Raw genomic sequence first — 18,405 nt, forward strand, 5'->3', positions numbered from 1 at the left:
CGCAAAGAGAGTGGCAAAAAACCTGAAGGTTAAGAAGGTCATAAAGTAACGACTCTTGAAATGGTTAGTATCCTTGCTCCTTTTACGCTGCTGTAAACCTTATAGTGAATTCCGTTCCGTTGTCTATTTTCAGTTCAAATCCACCTTCTAACTGGTCTACAAGGGTAGTTACCAGTTGTATGCCAAGACCTTCGGAATTTTCCAGATCAAAACTTTCAGGCATACCTATTCCGTTATCTGATATTGTCAGAATAAAACTGGTGCCCTTTAAGCCCTCATTATTGCTTCCTGCTCTATTGTCTTTGCTTTCCTGGGAGTCTTCTCTACAAAGTTTGATTTGAATTATCCCATTATCTCTGTCGGCAAATGCATGTTTGAGAGAGTTTGAAACAAGTTCGTTGATGATTATACCTAATGGGACTGCAGTATCCATATCAAGGAAAATGTTTTCTTCCAGATTCATATTTAAGCTTGTACTGGCATTTCCAAGCCTGTATGTCTGGAAAAGATTCTTAGTGAGTTCCTCAACATATGACGAAAAGTTCAGTGTATCGAGCCCTCCACCTTTGTACAGTTCCTCATGGATAAGAGCCATTGATATTACTCTGTCCTGACTTTCCCTGAAGGCTTCCAGGACTTCCAAACCCTTTACACATTCTCTGTTGTTGAATTTTTCAGCCTGGAGATCCAGCAGGGAGGAGATTACCTGCAGGTTATTCTTGATCCGATGGTGAATTTCTTTTTTACGGGCAGTTTCGATATTCGAAAGGAACTTTTCTGTCTCTTTTCTTTCGGTCACATCATAAATCGTACCCTGATAGAATTCCGGCTTTCCATCCTTTCCCTGAATTTTCTGGTAGATTTCATTAACCCATCTGATTCTTCCATCCCTGTGCTTTATACGAAATTCGGTTTCTTCGTAACCAATGGATTGAGAACTTTGAATCTTTTCCTCTTCTTTGAGAACGAAAGACAGGTCTTCCGGATGGATTATGTCTTTCCACTTAATCCAGGACATAAACTCTTCTTCGCTATACCCGGTGATCTCTTCAACAGCACCATGCAGAAATAGAGGAACAAAGTTTTCATCAAGCTGGAAAGCAATCCCATGGAAATTCTGTATGAAAGAGCGGTATTTCCTCTCACTCGCTTCAACGTTTTTTATTGCAAGTTTCCATTCCGTAATATTTTTAATAACTCCTATGGCTCTGTATACCTTTCCGTCGTCACTTTTTAGCCAGACTCCATAGTTTTCGGCATAGAGGTAGTTGCCATCTTTTTTTCTGAACCTGAATTCTACCTGAAATTTTTTATCTTCCTCAAAAGACTTCATCAGGTTCTCAAGCAGTTCCATCCTGTCTTCAGGATGCACATGTTCTATCCAAACCGATTTATCTAAATTCTCTAACTCTTCCGGATCGTACCCTGTTACTTCCCGTATAGCTCCTGCCCAGCTGACTTCATGTGTTTCGAGATCGAAATCGAATATAACCTGCCCGGTCTGTTCGGCTGCTGTACGATATCGTTCTTCACTTTCTTGAAGTTTTTTACTGGCAAGTTTTTTCTCTGAAATATCTTTCAGTACTCCTATAGTCCCGTAAGGCTGACCCTCATAATCCGTAAGCCAGACTCCATTATTTTCTATATAAATGCAAGTTCCATCTTTTTTTCTCAACCTTAATTCTTCCTTAAATCTGCCTCCGGTATTTCTCACACTCTGAAATTTCTCATCCCCTCGATTCATATCTGTGGGATGGATATTTTTAATCCAGACTTCCTTGCCAAGCTTATGGATTTCTTCAAAACTATACCCTGTAACTTCTTCTATGGCACCTGCCCAGCTGCTCTTATCTGTTCTTAAATCGTACTCATATACCACCTGTCCTGTCTGCTCTGTGGCAATCCTGTATCTTTCCTCGTTTTTCCGAAGTTTTTCTTCTGCTATTTTACTTTTGGTTATATCTCTAGCAATAACCGAGATATCGGTCAGCTTTCCGGATGCATCAAAAACCGGAGAAATAGTTAGTGAGACATTTATTATCCTACCATCCTTTCTTAACCGTAGAGTCTCATAATTGTGGATTTTATCTCCCTGTTTAATCAGTTCAGCCAATTCTTCTGTTTCTTCAACTAATATGGATGGCTCCAGAATGGATATGGGCTTTCCCAGAACTTCTCCAGATGAATAACCATAAATTTGCTCTGCACCTTTATTCCAGCTGGTAATGATGCCATCAAGGGATTTGATTATAATGGCATCGTTCGAATATTCCACAATATTCGCCAGATTCTGAATTTTCTCTTCTGCTTTCTTGCGCCTGGAGCTTTCTATCTGTTCCCATTTTCCTTCCCTTTTGATCAAAGCAAATTGGTGGTTGATGACCACATCGATGATCTCAGCTACGTTGCACCAGTCGAGAGGATATGTACAGAGAGCAATCATCCGGTAATTGCCAATGACATCGTTTACCTGTTCCTCATAATCATCAAAATCACTCCAATCCTTTTTTTTCAGCCGGAAAGAATTTCCCAACCTCAGACCGTCATAGCCATTAGTCAGGGCCTGGTTGAGTTTTTCAACCCAGCCATTTAAGACTCTCTCCGAATCGAAATTGCCCTCTTTTAAATACCAGTAAGTGTAGGGAAAAATTTCTATTTGCCCTCGCTCCAGATAAACATCAAAATCAGGAACAGCCCTTCTAAGGGCTTCTTTTGCCTCTTCTACTTCCGAGGGTTGTGATACGATCCACATACAAAATTCGTTATTTTCCAGCCCGGCCTTGAAATATGGGGCCAGTGTGTCCACCAAATCTTCTTTTGTCTGGTAAAATTGACAGAAATGGGTTCCCCAGGACACGTCTCCAATAATATCAATGCCAGATTTTCTCAGGCTTTCTCTCATTTTACACCTTCTCCGACTTGAGGATGTAAAGGCAAAAATTTCGTTTTCTCATGGTATGTGTGCCCTGCCTCCCCTCTCCACGTTTCACAATTTCGGCTCTTCGCTGTTTTGGGTTTTGGGAGTCAGTTACCGAAAACCGTAAGCATAAGAATCTCTCTACTTTTTTCCAAACACGGGTGGAGTGTGCTTGTTTTTTCAGATTTGATCAACGACTCACCCTCCCGATCCTATTTTGTATATTATAGTTCTCGCAATAAAAAACAACACTTCATAAACTGAACAAAGTGCATTCAGTTTATGTTTAAAGTGTATTTCGTAAGTTTACTCTTTTAACATATAATAGTTCATTCATAAGATTAGAAGTTACGCACTTGTGATGAAAAAACAAGCACGTGAAACCTTACCAAGAACATTATTAGTTAGACTCTTTGGTGTCTCATGCAACTGGTTTTTGGTTCAACTGCGTAAGTCCTAAAGATTTTAATGAGCCGATCCCAAAATTCAAAATTTGCTTCTTTGGATCTAGTATTTTAAGTGACCAATCGAGCTTACGATCATGAAAACAATCCTGAATAATTATGATGATAAGAATAAAAATGGATTTTTGGATCAGCTCAATCATTTATAGTCACCTCTGCATATAACGCAACATTCTTATACCTGGTATATGGCAACTACCCAACGCACCAAAAAACAGCCTATTGATGTTGATTTGGAGTTTTCAAAAACATGTAATTGCCAACTCCTGCAAAACTGAAAAACATAATAAATAGACAACAAGTAAAGAGAATGGGCTCCCAAAAATTTGCCCATTAAATCTTAACTTGATCTAATGCACCCGCAGCTCGTGGGGTACCTGTTTCGCCATCTTCAAAGACAGCGAATCCAGATTTTCCGGCACCTGAGTTGTTTTTATTAGGGCTATCTCCTCCACTCTCTTGTGAAGGTCAGCCACCGGCCCGAACAGGTCCCTTTTTTAGTCGTGGTCTTCCTTCTTCGTATTTTCTGGTTTGATTTCCCTCTCCGTAGTTGCAATGGCATATACCTCCCCGGCTTCATTCACCAATGAGGTGGCGGTCAGCCACACATCCATTATCCGGCCGTCTTTGGTGAGCCGCTGTGTGCGGTAAGGTTCCAGAACTTCAGTGTGGATAAGCTTCTTCAGTGTGCCCAACTCTTCTTCTTTCCGGTTCACCGGAATCAGGCTGCTAATATTCATCGTCAGTGCCTCGGCTTCTCTCCAGCCGTAAATCTTCTCAGCCCTCGGATTCCATGCCAGGATGCGACCTTCCATATCCTGCAACGTTATAGCATCGCCCGCGTCGTGCACTACCACTGCCAGGCGGCGTATGGTCTCGGATTCCTTCAGAATCTCCCTTGCCCGCTTCATCTCGGTAATATCAGTAAAGGTAATCACCGCTCCCTTGATTACGTTTTCAAGTGTGCGATAGGGCCGGATGCGCAGCAGGTACCACGAGCCCTCCCGGGCCTGGACTTCAATATCTTTGGGTACTAGGCTGTCCAGCACCTCCTTTATATCTTCTATCAAACGGGCATAGCCCAACAGGTTTGAGACAATGTGCCCAACCGGCCGTCCCACATCGGTCGGAATCAGATTGATTACCTGTGTAACGGCAGGAGTGAAGCGCAGGATGCGCAGTTGATGGTCCACAAAAATAGTACCTATACCCGTGCCGGCTAACAGGTTGTTCATATCGTTAATTGCCTGCGACAGATCGGACACCTTTTTTTCCAGTTCGGTATTGACCGTAGCCAATTCCTCGTTGACTGACTGCAGTTCTTCCTTGGAAGTCTCCAGCTCCTCGTTGGTGGATTGCAGTTCCTCGTTGATTGACTGCATCTCTTCGTTGGAGGATTTGAGTTCTTCATTGGAGGTCTCCAGTTCTTCATTGGAAGCTTTGAGATGTTCTTCCTTAATCTGCAGTTCCCGCTTCAGCTCTAAGATGCGCGCGTCACCTACCATTGCGCTCTCAAAGGCGCTTTCCCCGGCACCTATGGCGGTGGTCTTCCCGGTTTTGCTCTGCTCCCCCTCCGGCGGTTTTTCAAAGGTGACCAGAAACAGGTTTGGCCCGGTGGCGGCGGCAGGGTCTGACGCCACAGGTCGTAGTGCCAGATTGACTGTAGTGAAGTCACCATTGGTTTTGACCCGCAACCCGGGGTGGAATACCGGCTCTTTATTGACCGCGGCTTTGTACAGGTCCGTGGCCAACTCCTGCCGCAATCCCTCGCGAGCCATCTTCAGGATATTCAGGCCAGCCTCACCAGGAGCCGGTTCCAGGTACATGCCGGTACGGCCATGAAGATAGAGGATGTCACCTCGCTGGTTGACGAGCACACCGACCGGAGCGTAATGTTGCAGCATCGTCTGTTCGGTCAGCTCGCGCAGCTGAGGTTTGCTTTCGCTAGGAGCCTTGCCGGATGGTCTTTGGATCTCCCTGCTTTCCGGTCTTGATGGCATAAGTGTCCCTATGGGAGGGCGTCCACTGCTAACATCCTTTTTGCGATACAGCTTCGACTTGCGGTCCAGCGTGTCAAAAAAGTTATCGAACTCACCCACGGTCTCGGAGGGACCAAGGAAGAGAAATCCGCCCGGGTTCAATGCGTAGTGGAAGAGGGGGATGAGCTTCTTCTGCAGTTCCCTGTCCATATATATCAGCAAGTTGCGACAGCTGAGCAGGTCAAGTTTGGAGAACGGTGGGTCTTTGATAATGTCCTGCTCAGAAAAAACAATCATGTCACGGATACTTTTCCGAATGCAGTAGCTGCCGCTTGAATCCTGGGTAAAGAAGCGCTCCAGCCTTTCCGGTGAGATATCGATGGAGATGCTGGCGGGATAGACGCCGCTGCGGGCTTCTCCGATGGCCCGGCTGTCAATATCGGTTGCAAAGATTTGTACCTTGAATATTTGCTTCAACATTTCCATCTGCTCCTGGAGCAGGATGCCGATAGAATAGGCCTCCTCACCTGTGGAGCAGCCGGGCACCCAGATCCGTATCGTTGAATCCGGGTGCTTGTCGGTAAAGAGATGCGGGATGACTTTCTCCAGGAGTGCCTCGAACGCCGTTGGATTGCGGAAGAAACTGGTGACGCCGATTAAAAGGTCGTGAAAGAGTGCCTTCACTTCGGCAGGTTTTTGCTCTAAATAACGCACATACTCATCTACACTCTTGATATTCTGGATGGCCATACGCCGATCGATGCGGCGGCTGATGGTGTTCTGCTTGTAATGGGAAAAATCGTGGCCGTTCTGGGCGCGCAGCAGGTTGAATATCTTTTTCATCGCGTCTTCGGCCTTGAGGACCGCATGGGGTCTTTTTCCAAAGGCCTGGGTGACATAGGTAATGAGCTGGGCCGGCATCTCGGCAGGCTCCAGGATGTAGTCTACCAGGCCTGTGGCAATGGCGCTGCGCGGCATGCCGTCGTACTCGCTGGATTTGGGGGTCTGCGCCATCAACATGCCGCCCTCGGCCTTGATCGCACGCATTCCCAGTGTGCCGTCGCTGCCGGTACCCGAGAGTACGATGCCAATGGCCAGCTCTTGCTTGCCCTGAGCCAGGGATCTGAAGAATAAATCAATCGGAAGACGATGGCCGCGCGGCTCGACCGGTTCCAGCAACTGCAGTGCACCATCCTGAAAAATCATGTCGTGGTTAGGCGGAATGACGTAGACGCAGTCAGGATGGACAACCATCCCGTCCTTGACCTCGTAAATCGGCATCCGTGTATAACGCCCGATCAGGTCGGTGAGGATGCTCTTGTGGTTAGGGTCCAGGTGCTGCACCAGGATAAACGCCATGCCGGGATTGGTGTCGTCGGGAATAGCTGAAAAGAAATTCCCGAACGCAGCCAACCCACCAGCCGATGCGCCTATGCCCACGATGGGAAAGTCCTCTTTTGGGGATTTATTCGAGTCTGCATCCGGGACAGGGAGTTTACTAATGGAAGTTTCTTGTGCAGTATGCAGCTTTTCCTCTTTGCCTGTAGCTTCCTTTTTTTTGATCATATTATCGCATCCTTTCATGCCTGAAACTGAATCGTTGTAATGCCCTTCATGTGTGTACTAGATGATGGAAGTAGCTGCCAGGTTTACGCACATAATCTTGGACAGGTTTGAACTCATAAAGATAGATGAAATCCAGGGAGTTTTCCACTAGACGGATGTATTTTTTAAGCCTTAACCTTAGTAAAAAAATACTTCCAGGCGAATACCCATGCCCTCTTACCATTGGCCAAGGGGTTGGAAAATTTCCCAAATTATTTTTACTCACCTCTAATGCAATCTCTCCCTAAAAAGTAACTCAATTAGATTCCCTTCTCACGTCAGGTACATTCGTTGCCGTTTTTCCAATAATGTCTTAAATCTTTAAATTCTTCAAAAAGGACTAAATAGATAATATCTCTAACAGATAATTTAACAGATAGTATTCTCTTGTTCTAATAGATAATATTCTCTTGCGTTTTTCGGAAATATCAAATAAGCTCTTCATAGGCCTGTTTGATTTGAAAATCAAATTGGTTTTGGGAAGGCTCCTATAATATTAACTCAATATTATAGGAGCACAAATATATCAAACTGGAATTTAAGAAATCATAATATTTTTTATTGAGGGGGAGTTAAATGAGAGCTCATTATAAAATATTCATGATAGATCAGAATAAAATATTTAAAAAGATAATTGATTTGATCACTATTATCATCCTTTATATACTGCTACTGGCGCTACTTGCGGGGGTGATAAATATCCTCCTGGACATCAAATCAATTTTATTCGGGACTCTTGGAGGTGGTTTTGGTCAGATAGTCTCCAGTGTCCTCACAATTTTTGTTCTTATTGACCTTTTCAAGACTTTTGTTGATTTTCGTGAACATGAAGAAATCAGAATTACATATGTAACCGACGCTACGATTTTAATAGTCATGCGTGAAATCGCGGCAGGGGTATATGCCCAAAGATTTGATTATCAATTTATTTTAGGCCTATCGATATTGCTGTTGACATTAGGTATAATAAGAGCTCTAGCTGTCAAATATCCACCATAATGGCTCTTCGCTGTTTCGAGTGGGTAATTTACATTCATCCCCTAAATGTTGAAGTAGTAGATCTAAAATTTAAAAACATTTGTTGTTGAAAATCACATTCAAGCTTGATGTTTCTCTTTTTGACCGGGCTACATTATAACTAAGGAATTATTTTCAACCCATAAAAAACAGCGAAGAACCATAATAATTAAGCCCTCATAAAAAAGTAAAGGTTAATTTTCGGCCTCTCTGTTGAACGTTTAAAATATGGCTATCAACATTAGAGATATTTTAAACGCGTCTTAAAACGGTTGATATCTATACCATTTGGAAGTTTTGGAAATATCCGGTCATTCATCGTAATCAGGTACTTCAAAAAGGGCAGGATATTTCTCTTTTAGTGGTATGAAGAGTTCTTCGTCTAATTTTGTATCATAAAGTGTTTTCACTTTAGAAAGCTGGTCAAGTGATAAATGGTAAGCCCTTTTAAGGTTAGCTCCCTCAAGGTTAGCTCCCTCAAGATTAGCCCCCTCAAGGTTAGCCCCCTCAAGGTTAGCCCCTTTAAGGTTAGCTCCTTTAAGATCAGCCCCTTCAAGCTTAGCCTTTTCAAGCTTAGCCTTTTCAAGCTTAGCCCCCTCAAGGTTAGCTCCCTCAAGCTTAGCCCACTCAAGATGAGCCTTTTCAAGGTTAGCTCTTTCAAGGTTAGCCCTTTCAAGGTTAGATTTTTCAATCTTAGCCCACTCAAGGTTAGCTTCTTTAAGGTTAGCTCCTCTAAGGTTAGCTCCCTCAAGCTTAGCCCACTCAAGTTTAGCTCCTTTAAGGTTAGCCCCCTCAAGGTTAGCCCTTTCAAGGTTAGCCTTTTCAAGCTTAGCCCACTCAAGTTTAGCTCCTTTAAGGTTAGCCCCCTCAAGATTAGCTTTTTCAAGGTTAGCCCTTTCAAGGTTAGCCTCTAGAAGATCAGCCCCTCTAAGGTTAGCTCCTTTAAGGTTAGCCTTTTCAAAGTTACCCGCTTTAAAGTTAGCTTCTTTAAGGTCAGACATGCCTCAACCTCTTTTCCTTCACCACGATTTTTGTTTGCCCTTTCTCAATTGTGAACTAAAATAAACATTACCATGTTAGGAAGATATCTTCTGCTCTTCAGGATTTAGCTTTTAAAATTGTATCGATTCACAGTCTCGGTCTATCAGGCCTGTCATGGCCAGGAAAGGCCTTTAAGGTCTGGCATCTAATCCGAAAAGCCTTTGGTGCCCTGTTAAGGATCTGCAGCTCTCTGATCTATCAAGGATATCCCCATCCTTAAGAACATGGAAGGCCTGTATAAAAAACGTTATCATTATCAATTATTGTTCTGGTCCTGATCCTACGGAAAATAACAACAATCTTTTAAGAGGCTGTCTTAAAATTCAAACCAGTTCTACATTTGGATAGTGGGCATTGTTGATTTTAAATTCAGATCGTAAATTTATTACATCTTACTTACTCGCTCGATATATAATATCAAACGCATAAGACATCATAGTTAAAACTTACACTTTAGACATTTAACAGTTAAATTCTACCGTTTTTCAGTTCAAATGCGTAAGTCCGGTCCCAATTGTAAAATCAAATTTAATTTTAAGACACGCTCTCAGAGGTGTGCAGAATAAGGTGTTTGCATCTCTACCAGGTAATATCACCGGTTGGTTTTGCTACAAAATTCAAACCGAATAGTAATTATCCCTTAGCTCCAATGTATCCCTCATCAGTATCTCTTAGTTCTCTCTTGAAAAAAATAAAATGACCACCTTCTAGAGAGTCAAATCCAACCATTTCCCAGCCATCTTTTCCTAATTGATCCAAAACATCGGGAAGTAGTTTTCCGCTTAGAGAGATTGGTTGACTATTAGAGAATTTGAGAGTGTATACGTCTTCATATGACCTACCAGTCGTTAAATAACAATACTCAAATCTATTCATTTAGTTCACCTCTCTATGTATTTTCAAATATTTTCCATTTTAACTTATTTCATTCACTTTTCAGGGTATAAAATTTGCGTTGGCACACCCCGCTGCAAGCAATGGGGTATTCAACTTAAAGAAAAATAGCTGAGTAAGAGGTTTTTAATTCCCCTCTTACCTTAAAAATTTACGAATAAACGGTATGCTGCTGAGCCAGGATTTTCTTGCTTTTGTTTCCGGCTTTTCTACAGGTTTTTCCAGCTTCTTTTCGGAATTCTGCGAGCTCTTCTGGTTGTTCTGTGGCTTCTGGTTATCCTGTTGCTTCTGGTTATCCTGTGTCTTTTTCGGGGAATTCTGCGGGTTTTTTGGTTTTTCCTCAGGTTTTTTCGGAGTTTCTGGTTTTTCCGCGGGCTCCGGGAGTTTCAGCAGAACCTTCAGGTCTTCTTCAACGGTTGCGTTCGGCCTGATATTGAAGTTTTCGACCAGCACTTTAAGGACGTTCGGAGAGACAAAGGCCGGAAGCGTAGGGCCGAGAGTGATATCTTTTACGCCGAGGCTCAGGAGGGCGAGCAGCACGAGCACGGCTTTTTGCTCGTACCAGCCGATGTTGTAGGAAATCGGCAGGTCGTTTATGTCCTTCAGGCCAAAAGCTTCTGCAAGCTTCTGGGCTATTACCACAAGCGAGTAAGAGTCATTACACTGCCCGGCATCGATCACTCTTGGGATTCCTCCGATGTCCCCGAGATCCAGCTTGTTGTACCGGTATTTGGCACAGCCCGCGGTCAGGATCACGGTGTCTTTGGGGAGGGCTTTTGCAAACTCAGTATAGTAGACCCTTTCCTTGTGCCTGCCATCACAGCCTGCCATGACCATGAACCTGCTGATCTTTCCGGTTTTTACGGCGTCTATGATTTTGTCCGCAACCGAGAGAGCTGCCACATGCGCAAAGCCTCCGATGATTGTCCCGCTTTCCAGCTGCTCGGGGGGTTTGCAGGTCTTTGCCTGTTCGATGAAGGCGGAGAAATCCTTTGTACCGTCTTCTTTTTCGTAGATGTGGGTTACCCCTTCAAAGCCCACGACCCCTGTGGTGTAGATCCTGCCAATGTAGGAGTCCTTTGGCGGGATTATACAGTTGGTAGTCATCAGGATCGGGCCGTTGAACTTTTCGAACTCTTCGTTCTGTTTCCACCAGGCGTTCCCGTAGTTGCCTGCGAAGTTGTCGTACTTCTTGAAAGCCGGGTATGCGTTTGCAGGAAGCATCTCCCCATGGGTGTAGACATCGATTCCGCTGCCCTTCGTCTGCTCAAGGAGCTGTTCAAGGTCCCACAGGTCATGTCCACTTATGAGGATTCCGGGCCTGTTTATCACACCGATGTTGATTGCCGTCGGCTCAGGGTTTCCGTAAGTTTCGGTGTTTGCTTTGTCTAGCAGGGCAAGGGTTGAGACGCCTTTCTGCCCGCATTCCAGAACCAGGCCGATTAGAGCTTCTACTCCCACGCTGTCATCTGTGGTAGAAACCAGCCCTTTTTCTATGAACTCAAAAATTGATTCGTCTTTATACCCGAGGATATAGGCATGATGAGCATAAGCCGCCAGCCCCTTCATTCCGTAGGTCAGAAGTTCACGAAGAGACCTGACATCTTCATCCGCAGTTGAGTGGACAGCAACATCCGGACGATCTATGTTTTCAGGAGTTACTGTAGCCAAGGCAGGCAGGGCTTTTTCTGAGGATGCCAGCTCAGCGGGCAGTTTTGCCTTAATACCGTCGCGCAGTTCAAACCCTTTCTGAATAAAGGATTCGATCTGTTTCCCGTCAAAATTGGTATTTGTAAGGGTAGAAAAGAAGCTGTCAAGCACAAACCTGTCGGTTGTTTCTTCATTAAGGCCTTCAGCCCTTGCTTTCTGGTTATAATATGCGATACTTTTAAGGACATAGAGTAATTTGTCCTGAAGATCCGCAACTTCTCCCTTCTTTCCGCATACTCCGTTTTTCGTACAGCCTTTTCCGTTAAGTGCTTCCTCGCATTGATTACAGAACATATTTTATCCACCTCAAATCTGTTTACACAGATAATTTGCACAGCTAATTTGCACAGCTAATTTGCACAGTTAATTTCCAATTTTCCCTTTCTTTTCAATGTTTTCTGCGGGTTTTCAATATTTTTTGCAGCGCCCAAGTGGAGTATATATTTGATACTACTATCATTAGGATACTAGTTGATATGTGATACCAAATCATATATAGCAGACAGTTTCGAAGTGGGTATCAGTATCGAAACTGATACCAGAGAAAAAGCTTATCAAGATTGGGAAACGGAAAAGCACTAATGAAAAAGGAAAAAACCTGAAAACTGCTTTTTGAGTTTTAATTCGAATAAAAAAGAAATCGACCCGAAGGTCGATAGTACTGAATTAGTTGCCGTTTGTCTCTCTATTTTTCAGAAGCTCCAAAGCCAGTTCTTTGAGCTTGTATTTCTGGATTTTACCGCTTGCGGTCAGAGGGTACTCATTTACTATGAAGACATGCTTCGGAACCTTATAGCGTGCGATCTTGCTTATAGCATAGTCCCTGACATCGGCTTCCGTAAGGTCTGCACCTTTTTCGGGGATAACAAAGGCTCCTACGAGTTCCCCGTATTTCTTATCGGGTATACCAACAACCTGGGCATCTTTGACTCCGGGCATAGCATGCAGGAACTCTTCAATTTCCCGGGGATAGATGTTTTCCCCGCCCCGGATGATCATGTCCTTTATGCGTCCGGTGATCCTGTAATAACCTTTTTCGTCACAGGTCCCAAGGTCTCCACTGTGCAGCCAGCCCTCTTCATCGATCACTTTTTTAGTTTCTTCCGGCATCTTGTAGTAACCCTTCATGATATTATATCCACGGCAGCAGAGCTCTCCTACTGTGTTAGGAGGCACTGGCTCATTTGTGGATGGGTCAACCACTCTGACTTCAACGCCAGGGAAGGACTTTCCCACGGTCTCAACTCTGAGTTCTACGGGATCGTCGATAGTTGTCTGGGTCATTCCCGGAGATGCTTCCGTAAGCCCGTAGACACTCGTGATCTGATGGCAGTGCATATCTTTTACGACCTTTTTCATGGCTTCCACGGGGCAGGTAGAACCAGCCATAATCCCGGTCCTCAGGGAAGAGAGGTCGAACATATCAAACATGGGATGGGTGTACTCGGCAATGAACATCGTAGGTACGCCGTAAAGTGCGGTACACTTCTCTTTCTGGATTGCAGCAAGCACAAGCAGGGGGTCGAAAACCTCAAGCATAACAAGCGTTGCCCTGTGGGTCAGGACAGCCATAACCCCGAGCACGATTCCAAAGCAGTGGAAAAGAGGTACGGGCAGGCAGAGCCGGTCTTCATGGGTGAATTTCTGGCGGTCGCCAATGGAGAGCCCGTTATTCAGGATATTTTTGCTGGTCAGCATAACGCCTTTCGGAAAACCGGTAGTCCCTGAGGTGTACTGCATGTTGACCACATCATCCCCGCGAACATTTGCCATAATCTCTTTAAGCTCGTCGTCCGGATAATGGCTGCCAAGGAGCATTAGCTCGCTGGTGTTGTACATTCCCCTGTGCTTTTCCTGCCCAACATAAATTACGCTCTTCAGGCATGGGAAATTTTTACTTTTCAGGCGCCCTCTTTCGGAACTTTTTAGCTCAGGAACCAGTTCATTGATAATATTCAGGTAATCAACGTCCCTGAAACTATCGATAAGAGCAAGTGCCTTCATATCTGACTGTTTGAGCACATACTCAACTTCATGGCTCTTGTAGGCGGTATTTACCGTAACGAGCACTGCCCCGATCTTAGAGGTGGCAAACATGAAGGTAAGCCAATCAGGGACATTCTTTGCCCAGATCCCTACATGATCTCCCTTTTTTATCCCGATTGCAAGCAGCCCTTTTGCAAGGTTGTTTACCCTTTCATTGAATTGACCGTAAGTAAAACGCAGGTTACGGTCCGGATAAATGATAAACTCGTGGTCAGGGTCTATAGCTACCTGTTTTTCAAAGTATTCTCCTAGAGAATCTTCTATAAGATGCATGGTTTCAGCCTCTTTTTCTGGACTACTTTCAGAAACTTCAAGCTTATGAATGGGGGTTTTATATCCAGGCCAGTCAAGGGCGTTCCTGAAGTATATTTAAATCGAGCAGGGAGAATCCGTATCCGTTTCTGCGTCCACCGGGGAGGCGTCCATTGAAGGGAACATATGCCTTTTAAGGACCTCGCGGATAGATTCCGGAAGGGGGAACGCTTTCTGGAGTTTGAAGTCGTAATAGACCAGTACTGCCTGGCCTTTGACCTTGAGTTCCCCTTCCTGCCAGGCTTCATGCCCGACAGTAAAGGAACTATTACCGATCTTTGCAACAAAGGTCCTGATCTCCACATCGGACCTGAAATACATCTGGTTCACAAAATCAAACTCAGTTCTTACAAGAATCAGGTGCCACACATCAGGGCTAAGGTTAAGGTCCGGTGAGAAAAGCCTGAAAATGGAGTTTCTTCCCGTTTCGAACCAGACTGGAAGGACTGTATTGTTTACATGCCCCAGACCATCAATATCTCCAAAGCGCGGACTAACATTTATACTGAACATTCTGGATTCCCTAGCTTTTAATATCTGTACTCAATTACCAATTATTTAATCAAAACTTCTGCCATTGAAGTCACAGTCTTACTCTCTTACCTACTCAACTGAGGCTCTCAGAGAGGAGCATAGACTACAGCCATTATTCGGGCATCTTCTGTTCCCGCTGCATGGAGGTCATGAGGGACAATGGAATCGTAATAGATGCTGTCTCCGACACTCAGCCTGTGAACATCCTTGCCGTAGAAGATTTCAATTTCTCCGGAAAGGACGTAGATGAACTCCTCCCCTTCATGAGAAGAGAGTTTGTGGCTTTCCTCAGGAGAGGGATGGATGTCAATGATGAAAGGCTCCATATGGCGGTCTGCTTTATCCGAGGCAAGAGCGTAAAACTCAAGAGCACTCTTCTTTGGTCTCTCGGTCTTTCCGGAAAAACGGACCACATTTTCGGATAGCCCTGCTCTTACCACTACAGGCCCGCTCTGGGGCATGTCGTCTAGAAAAGTCCCGAGACGGACGCCTAAAGCCCGAGCAATCTTTAAAAGAGGGGTTAAGGACGGAACTAGGGCTCCGTTTTCTAATTGCTGGATTAACTCCACGCTGCTCTGACTGGCTTCGGCCAGTTCTTCAACAGTCATATCCTGGGCTTCTCTAAGATGACGTATCTTACCGCCGACACGGTTCTCTTCTGACATAATTCTGTTTCCTCAAACACATTTTTTAGGTAACGGATCTGGCAAAAAAATGTAAACCAGAATCCCTATAAACAGCCTGTAAAGCTTATCTCTTTTGTATCTCTCTATTATAAAAAAGTTTTTGAAATGGCGGAACCTACTAAAAAGCGCCAGCTATAGCAATCAGTCTAAATAAAAAAGTATTTAGGAACTTACTAAGTTAAATATAGAACTGCTTCTATATAAGATTTATGGCTTCCTAATCAAATTTAAAGTGCGGGTGACTTGGTGCCATGTGGCAGTGTTGTAGGAGAGATTGTATATATGTACTGTCCGGGATATGGTAGATGTGGGTGACTGCGAAAAATTATATTGCTTTATACACATTTTATATTGCTTTATAGCGCTTTATATACCTTTCATAGCAAGCAAAATCGCGATGCTTAGAACATGCTTTTTCCAGCAAAATTAATCAAAAAATCGGCACAAAATATAATATAAGGAAAAGGGAAAGTTTTGCAGCCCGTACAAATTTATAGCATAAAATGTTCAAAAAGAAGGGTGTTATTTTAATCAGTCGATTTCAGGCAGTTTTATAGAATAAAATGTTTGTAGACTATAAATCCTTATAAAGGTCTATAAAATAAAATGTTTGTAGACTATAAATCCTTATAAAGGTCTATAAAATAAAATGTTAAGCTTCACCACTCACGGCTTCCTTTACTCGGCTTTCTACGTATAACACATCTTCTATCTTACTGAGATATTGTTTCCCTTCCTCGGTTATAACATAATATGGCAATATTTGTTCGGGTAGTAGTTCGAAGTCAGTCGCTGATCGTATCTTGTTCTGTGGAGATCTATCATACGTTTCCATATGCTGAGACTTACCAACTCGTTTGAGACCTACCCCACGTTTGATTCGCTGTGCATAGTCGGCATATGCGTCTATACCTTTCTTTGTTATTCTATATCGGTATAATCCGTTAGGACCTTTTTTCACTAACCGCTTAATGTAAGGCAGTTTTATTATTTTGCCACTTCGTTTTCGTTTATGCTGATACCGTGACATGGCAGCAGATATCGTGGTGTATTGAACACCTGTTATTCTTTCAATATCCCTCGTGGTCAGAGGTTCTTTCGAATTATGCAACGCCTCTAATATCCTGAACTTGAGGAAGTTCGTTCTATGAGCATATCCTACTGCAACGATGTTAACACCTCCCAGAGTTTGGTAACAGATCGAATAGCGATCTCTTGGAACCTTTCTTGGTATCAATCGGTTTAACTTTTGGTTGGATTATTTTGTTTACTATTTCATCGAGAGCAGATCGCACGATTGGATCCGATTCTTGTGCTGCTATAGCCTGAATCTGATTCGCCGATATAATTCCATTTTGGCGCTTCGCTTCAATTAGTGCTTTTCTAAACTGTATAACTTTCTCAGTAACTCTTTTGGCTTCAGCATTGATTTCTGCTCTTTCAAGTATATATTTTTCATACTCGTCTCTTGTAACATCTGACATATATAGAATATTCGGTGCAAGAGATATAAACTTTTATTTTATATAGTCAAGTAGGGCGATAATTTTCAGGGTATGTTGAATTGGCGTCTAACTATCATATCCCGAACCCGTTTGTAAGCCTCGGCTATTTAGGGATGGATAAATACTCCAATCTCATCCTATACGATTGGCTATGAAGCCGCACGTGGCTTCTAGTAATACGCATGTAGAAAGCTCTGGAGGGGTGTATCAAAAATAGCTTTGTTCCGTCCATTTCATATGAACGGAATAACTAACAGCTTATAACTTCCTATGAGTACACATACAGTCATAGCAAAGCAATTCTTTAAGAACAACGATTCCAGCGGGATAGTTAATGGACCCGCCGCGAAATATCATAGGTAATTTTTTAGACTGTACTCAACCATTTCCACAAGCAAGCAGCTCGATTAACTTCTAACATAATTATGCGTTACCTAGGTTATTTTGTAACGAGTCCTAAGCAATTTGATTTAAAAGAAGGGATAAATCAGATTGGAGTATAACAAGAAAAATAAGTTGATAATTGTCGTTATAGTTCCAAAAGTAGAATCAACAAATGAATAAAAATAAAGAAAAAATAATTATTTAGAGTATTTATAAATGCAATTTGAAGAGTTATTTTATTCTATATGACTTAAATCGACATTCATTCTATCTTCATCGATTTCAATTTCTCCGCTTTTGTTTTCATATTCTTCTATTTTTTTACTTAGAGTTAAGAGTAGTTTTTTAGCTGCTTGATTAGTTAATATTACGAGACCATCGCTGTGAAATTGAACCCGATCCTCAGTTTCAAACTTTTCATTTAATAACTCTATGCGAAAATCGGAATCAGTTTTAGTGACAAAAACATTAGTAGCATATGTTTTACTAAAAATTGGAGTGCGAGCTATTGATACTTCTTTTTCCTTCTTTTCGGTAACTATTGGCTCTACACTTTTACCTTCATTTTTCTCTTCCATATTATACCCCATTAAGCGGATGCTGTGGTGGTTTCACCTAAATTATATTCTTGGTGGTTTGATTTTTTATATGGAGATTCTGTCACTTCAATTATTTCAAGTGATTTCGCTGGAAATATAAGTTCAGATGTCCTGTCAGGATAACAGAAGCAGTCATTCACTTCACAATATGTAATTGGTCCAACAACTTCTTTTAGATTTGAAATAATTGTCTTTTCATCATCTTCATATTCTGACAAGAATAATCCATTTGCATATATAACACGAATTAAATTTCTCACAATTTCATTTTTTACAAGTTGATAATAATTTGCATTGCTACGTTTTTCTTTTATTTCAATTATCCCGTTATACATTAATTCGGGTAATTTAGAGTTCACGCTTTGTCTTGATATTCCCACACATTCTGCAATTTCAGTTTGGTTGTATGTAAATGCTGGGTTCTCAGCTAAAAAGTCAATAATTTGTACTGCAACCGTTTTTCCCAAAATATCTTGTAATGCCATATTTTCTACCCCTCTTTTTGTAACTAATTAAATTTATTAACCTCCAATTACGTTAAATTGTTAAGAAAAACAATCTTAACATGGCAATTCGAAATAGATAGTTTGGTAACACCTTCATTTTATCCTCAAAGTATCTGTGTTGTACATTACAATATGTAAATATTGTATTTAATCTTATTGCCTACCTGTAAATTCTATTTTACAGCTTGTTTTCGTAACCTGCAATA

12 protein-coding genes are annotated in these 18,405 nt (G+C 42.6%); 1 reads left to right on the top strand and 11 read right to left on the bottom strand.

Going from position 1 to position 18,405, the window contains the following annotated elements; genetic code table 11:
* Nucleotides 1–82 precede the first annotated feature (82 nt).
* Both EO98_RS17530 and EO98_RS12010 read right to left on the bottom strand, forming a co-directional pair.
* Nucleotides 83–2,902, bottom strand: a complete 2,820-nt coding sequence (locus tag EO98_RS17530) for a PAS domain S-box protein (RefSeq protein WP_052734421.1) — start codon at nucleotides 2,900–2,902, stop codon at nucleotides 83–85.
* A 976-nt stretch (nucleotides 2,903–3,878) separates the two neighbouring features.
* Complete coding sequence (locus EO98_RS12010) at nucleotides 3,879–6,944, bottom strand: chemotaxis protein CheB (RefSeq protein ID WP_200895252.1); 3,066 nt, start codon at nucleotides 6,942–6,944, stop codon at nucleotides 3,879–3,881.
* Nucleotides 6,945–7,541: 597 nt separating this feature from the next.
* On the opposite strand from EO98_RS12010, the gene EO98_RS12015 reads away from it, so the two are divergent.
* Entirely contained in the window at nucleotides 7,542–7,964 is a 423-nt protein-coding gene (locus EO98_RS12015; protein ID WP_235282858.1) for a phosphate-starvation-inducible PsiE family protein, read from the top strand.
* A 329-nt stretch (nucleotides 7,965–8,293) separates the two neighbouring features.
* Here EO98_RS12015 and EO98_RS12020 read toward each other — a convergent pair whose 3' ends face one another.
* The 9 genes from EO98_RS12020 to EO98_RS12065 form a co-directional block, all read right to left on the bottom strand.
* Entirely contained in the window at nucleotides 8,294–8,983 is a 690-nt protein-coding gene (locus tag EO98_RS12020) for a pentapeptide repeat-containing protein (RefSeq protein ID WP_052734423.1), read from the bottom strand.
* A 673-nt stretch (nucleotides 8,984–9,656) separates the two neighbouring features.
* Entirely contained in the window at nucleotides 9,657–9,899 is a 243-nt protein-coding gene (locus EO98_RS12025; RefSeq protein ID WP_048132589.1) for a hypothetical protein, read from the bottom strand.
* A 156-nt stretch (nucleotides 9,900–10,055) separates the two neighbouring features.
* The gene (gene hcp / locus EO98_RS12030) at nucleotides 10,056–11,921 is read right to left on the bottom strand and encodes a hydroxylamine reductase (RefSeq protein ID WP_369799047.1); all 1,866 of its coding nucleotides are present in this window, start codon (nucleotides 11,919–11,921) and stop codon (nucleotides 10,056–10,058) included.
* A gap of 372 nt (nucleotides 11,922–12,293) precedes the next feature.
* The gene (locus EO98_RS12035) at nucleotides 12,294–13,946 is read right to left on the bottom strand and encodes an AMP-binding protein (protein WP_048137385.1); all 1,653 of its coding nucleotides are present in this window, start codon (nucleotides 13,944–13,946) and stop codon (nucleotides 12,294–12,296) included.
* 96 nt (nucleotides 13,947–14,042) lie between these two features.
* The gene (locus EO98_RS12040) at nucleotides 14,043–14,498 is read right to left on the bottom strand and encodes a thioesterase family protein (RefSeq protein ID WP_048132586.1); all 456 of its coding nucleotides are present in this window, start codon (nucleotides 14,496–14,498) and stop codon (nucleotides 14,043–14,045) included.
* A 107-nt stretch (nucleotides 14,499–14,605) separates the two neighbouring features.
* A complete protein-coding gene (locus tag EO98_RS12045; protein ID WP_048132585.1) occupies nucleotides 14,606–15,184 on the bottom strand; it encodes a helix-turn-helix domain-containing protein in 579 nt (192 codons plus the stop codon).
* A gap of 1,193 nt (nucleotides 15,185–16,377) precedes the next feature.
* Nucleotides 16,378–16,689, bottom strand: a complete 312-nt coding sequence (locus EO98_RS12055; RefSeq protein ID WP_048137389.1) for a hypothetical protein — start codon at nucleotides 16,687–16,689, stop codon at nucleotides 16,378–16,380.
* A gap of 641 nt (nucleotides 16,690–17,330) precedes the next feature.
* Nucleotides 17,331–17,672 (bottom strand): DUF3467 domain-containing protein, encoded by a 342-nt coding sequence (locus EO98_RS12060; protein WP_052734424.1) that lies wholly within the window; start codon nucleotides 17,670–17,672, stop codon nucleotides 17,331–17,333.
* Nucleotides 17,673–17,683: 11 nt separating this feature from the next.
* On the bottom strand, nucleotides 17,684–18,178 hold the full coding sequence (locus tag EO98_RS12065) for a winged helix-turn-helix domain-containing protein (protein WP_048137393.1): 495 nt from the start codon (nucleotides 18,176–18,178) through the stop codon (nucleotides 17,684–17,686).
* Nucleotides 18,179–18,405: the final 227 nt, after the last annotated feature.

This window comes from Methanosarcina sp. 2.H.T.1A.6 (genome assembly GCF_000979455.1).
GTDB lineage: Archaea > Halobacteriota > Methanosarcinia > Methanosarcinales > Methanosarcinaceae > Methanosarcina.